The organism is Rhizobacter sp. P1_G5 (genome assembly GCF_056405435.1).
This window is the reverse complement of sequence record NZ_JBFUCB010000550.1, coordinates 1-4,139: the sequence shown is the minus strand read 5'-3', so window position 1 is coordinate 4,139 and position 4,139 is coordinate 1. Positions and strand designations below refer to the sequence as shown.

At 69.6% G+C, this 4,139-nt stretch carries 4 protein-coding genes; 3 read left to right on the top strand and 1 reads right to left on the bottom strand.

Annotated features, from left to right (window positions below; genetic code table 11):
* The 3 genes from AC1D12_RS26670 to AC1D12_RS26660 all read left to right on the top strand — a co-directional run.
* On the top strand, positions 1 to 664 hold a 664-nt coding region (locus AC1D12_RS26670), incomplete at its 5' end, for a DUF6055 domain-containing protein (RefSeq protein WP_477844011.1).
* A 73-nt stretch (positions 665 to 737) separates the two neighbouring features.
* A complete protein-coding gene (locus tag AC1D12_RS26665) occupies positions 738 to 1,934 on the top strand; it encodes an HPP family protein (RefSeq protein ID WP_477844009.1) in 1,197 nt (398 codons plus the stop codon).
* 115 nt (positions 1,935 to 2,049) lie between these two features.
* Positions 2,050 to 3,525: an endo alpha-1,4 polygalactosaminidase gene (locus AC1D12_RS26660; RefSeq protein ID WP_477844007.1), complete on the top strand. Its 1,476-nt coding sequence runs from the start codon at positions 2,050 to 2,052 to the stop codon at positions 3,523 to 3,525.
* 77 nt (positions 3,526 to 3,602) lie between these two features.
* Here AC1D12_RS26660 and AC1D12_RS26655 read toward each other — a convergent pair.
* Positions 3,603 to 4,139: NAD(P)/FAD-dependent oxidoreductase (locus tag AC1D12_RS26655; protein ID WP_477844005.1), on the bottom strand; the 537-nt coding region annotated here is incomplete at its 5' end.

Here is a 4,139-nt window from a genome sequence, read left to right as displayed (position 1 = left end):
GTTCACGTCGGCCCGCTACAGCGGGTTGCAGAAGGGGCTGGATGCCGACCTGACCTTCAAGGTGAACGCGGGCGAGCCGCTGTTCCTGGTGGTGACCGCGACGCCGTCGGTGTTCAAGACGGTGGTGTGGGACCAGGCGTACGAGACGATCTGGCGCTACCCGTACATGGTCGAGCTGGCGAACGCCTGGCCGCAGGGCTTCCAGAACGGCCAGCGTGATGCCTGCCCGACCGGAACCGCGCGGTTCGCGAACGGTGGTGGCTGCGCCCCGACCAGCACGCCTTCGACGGTGTACGTCGGCCCGTACGCGACGATCCTGCCGGGCGGCAGCGCGAGCGGCACGGCGCGCATCGAGGACCAGGCCGTCATCAGCAAGGGCACGGTCACCGGCGGCACGGTCGGCGGGCTCAGCGTGATCGGCTCCGGCGGCAATGCCTTCACGGTGTCGGGCTCGGCCCAGGTGCGCACCACGTTCTACCCGCTGGGCTTCTTCGAGAGCGGGCAGGGCGCGTCGGGCACGCTGAACCTGCAGGGCGATGTCGAGTACCGCGGTGCCGGCCTGAACCTCAGCGCGGGCAACCGCTCGGGCTTCGTCGACGCGACGTCGACCGTCGGTTCGGCCACCGACATCAACACGAAGACGACGCTGACCTGGCGGCCCTGACCTGACGCGGTCGGCGCGGCGGGTTCGCCGACAATCCGGGGCTCCGATCTGCACGGACCCCGCCGACTGCCTCATGCGTTCCCTGTTGCTGCATCCCTGGCTGCGTGCCTGGCTTCCTGCACGCGCCGCCGTGAGCGGGCGCGAGCGCTTGCGGTCGGTGCTGGGGGCGCTGCTGGGCATCGCGGCCACCGGGCTGCTCAGCGCCTTCGTGCTGCAGGGCACGCCCGGTGCCATCGCGCTGATCGCGCCGATGGGCGCCTCGGCGGTGCTGCTGTTTGCGGTGCCTGCCAGTCCCTTGGCGCAACCGTGGTCGATCCTCGGCGGCAACATCGTCTCGGCCCTGATCGGCGTGACCTGTGCACGCTTGATCGAGGAGCCGGCGCTGGCCTCGGCGCTCGCGATCTGCGTGGCCATCGGTGCGATGTTCGCGCTGCGCTGCCTGCATCCGCCGAGCGGTGCGGTGGCGCTGACGGCCGTGCTCGGCGGCCCGGCCGTGCACGCGGCTGGCTACGGCTTCGTGCTGGTGCCGGTCGCGCTCAATTCGCTGCTGCTGCTCGGCGTGGCGCTGCTCTTCAACAACGCGACGGGGCRCCGCTATCCCCATTCGCAGCAGGCCGACGCGCAGCACGCGCACCGCACGGCCGACGGCCCGCCCACCGAACGCCTCGGCTTCACGCCGGCCGACCTGCAGGCCGCGCTGAAGGACTACGACCAGGTGCTCGACATCGGCATCGACGACCTCGAATCGCTGTTCCACCAGACCGAGATGCAGGCCTTCAAGCGCCGCTTCGGCGAAGCCCGCTGCGCCGACGTGATGTCGAAGGACGTGCTCGCCGTCGAGTTCGCGACCGAGCTCGACGTGGCCTGGAACCTGATGCGCGCGCACGCGGTGCAGGCACTGCCGGTGGTCAACCGGGCGCGGCAGGTGATCGGGATCGTCACGCGATCGGATTTCCTGGCGCAGGTCGACCTGCAGGACCGCCGCGACATCGGCCGGCGGCTGCGCGCCTTCCTCGCGCGCAACACGAACTCGCACTCCGACCGCCATGAGGTGGTGGGACAGATCATGACCGCGCCGGTGAAGACCGCGTTCGCGTCGACGCCGGCGGTCGAGCTGGTGCCGCTGATGGCGGATGTCGGCCTGCACCACATCCCGGTCGTCGACGAGCGGCGCAAGCTGGTCGGCATGGTCACGCAGACCGACCTGGTCGGTGCGCTCTACGAGGTTTGCCTGTCGCACCTGTCCACGCCGCGCCCCGGCGCCGTGTGACCGTTGCTCACATCGCTTGCCCTTTCGCATCGGCTTGCGAAGCGTCCGTCGGGTCTACTGGTTTCCTGCTGTGGAAGGTGCGTTCCCGACGCACCGATCAACAAGGAACCTGACGATGAACAAGATGATGCTCGGCCTGGCTTGCTCCAGCGCCGTCCTGCTGGCCGCCTGCGGCGGCAACGATGCCGATACGGCCAACGATGACCTGGCCGATGCCCAGGGCCAGCGCACGATCGAGGCGGCCGCGGCCACCGGGTCGAAGAAGCTGACGACCACGCTGAGCACGCTGGTGGCCGACAAGCTCGGTGCCTGCACCGAGACGGTGACCTCCAGCTGGGACATCCGGCTGGCCGCCTGCAATGCCGGCACGGCGCAGGCCTTCCAGTTCATGCCGGTGTCGTCGGACAGCGCGAGCAACCTGGTGCTGATCAAGAACCCGTCGTCCGGCCTGTGCGTGACGGCCCGCGGCAGCAAGTCGGGCGCGTTCGTCGACCTCGACAACTGCAACGGCCGCAAGGCGCAGCAGTTCCGCCTGGCCGCGCTGGGCACCAGCCTCGCGCAAGTCGCCACCTACGACGGCAAGCTGTGCCTGACCGCGCCGACGCGCGTGGGCGTCACCGAGTTCTCGCTGACGACCTGCGCGACGACCAACGCGCAGCAGGCGTTCCGCTTGCCGCTGGACAGCACGCCGGCACCGGCACCCGCACCRGCGCCCACMCCYGCTCCGGCTCCCGCGCCTGCGCCCGCWCCGRCKCCTGCACCTGCACCTGCACCTGTACCGGCCCCAGCGCCTGCCCCGGCCCCAGCGCCTGCTCCGGCACCCGCACCCGCACCCGCACCTGCACCTGCACCGACCCCCGGCACCTGGTGGAAGCCCGCCGCCGGAGCCACGTGGCAATGGCAGCTCACCGGCACGCTGAACACCTCGTACAACGCGACCGTCTACGACATCGACCTGGTCGACGCCAGCGCGGTGACGATCTCGCAGCTGAAGGCCGCGGGCCGCAAGGTGGTCTGCTACTTCTCGGCCGGCAGCTCCGAGGACTGGCGCCCCGACTATTCGAAGTTCGCCACCGCCGACAAGGGCAAGGCGCTCGACGGCTGGGCCGGCGAGAAGTGGCTGGACATCCGCTCGGCCAACGTGCGCGCGGTGATGGCCGCGCGCCTCGACCTGGCGCAGTCCAAGGGGTGCGATGGCGTCGAGCCCGACAACGTCGACGGCTACACCAACTCGAGTGGCTTCCCGCTGACCGCACAGGACCAGCTCGACTACAACCGCTACCTGGCCACCGCGGCCCACCTGCGCGGCCTGGCCATCGGGCTGAAGAACGACGTGGACCAGCTCGCGGCGCTCGAACCGTCGTTCGACTTCGCGGTCAACGAGCAGTGCAACGAGTATTCGGAGTGCGGCGGCTACTCGGCCTTCACCGGCAAGGGCAAGCCGGTGTTCAACGCCGAGTACAAGAGCAACTACGTGAACAACACCAGCGGTGCGCGCGACAAGCTGTGCGCCGCGTCGAAGGCAGCCGGCATCCGCACGCTGGTGCTGCCGCTCGACCTCGACGGGTCGTTCCGCTACAGCTGCGACTGAAGAAGCGATTCGGCCTCGCTCCCTGGCGGGGGCGAGGCCGAATGATCAGACCGGGATCAACCCGACGGTCGGAGAAATCAGTCGAAGGTCGGCGTCTCGACGCCCAGCACCTTGTGCAGCTTCGGGCTGGTGGTCGTGTACTGCAGGTGGATGCGCTTGTCGGGGAAGACGTACGGCGCCGCCGCGAAGGCCGCGAGCGCCGCTTCGTGGAAGCCCGACAGGATCAGCTTCTTCTTGCCCGGGTAGGTGTTGACGTCGCCCACCGCGAAGATGCCCGGCGTGCTGGTCTCGAACTTCTCGGTGTCGACGACGATCTGCTTGCGCTCGAGGTTCAGGCCCCATTCGGCGATCGGGCCGAGCTTGGGGCTCAGGCCGAAGAACACCAGCAGCACGTCGAGGGGCACCACGCGCGTGACGCCGTCGCCGCCGGTCACCTTGACGCTGGTCAGCTGGCCGTCGCGTTCCTCGTAGCCGGTCACCTGGCCGACGATGAACTGCATCTCGTAGGCATCGCACAGCTCCTTCATCTTGGCCACGCTCGCCGGCGCCGCCTTGAAGCCGTCGCGGCGGTGCAGCAGGATCACGCTCTCGGCCTTGTTCGGGCCGTCCTGCAC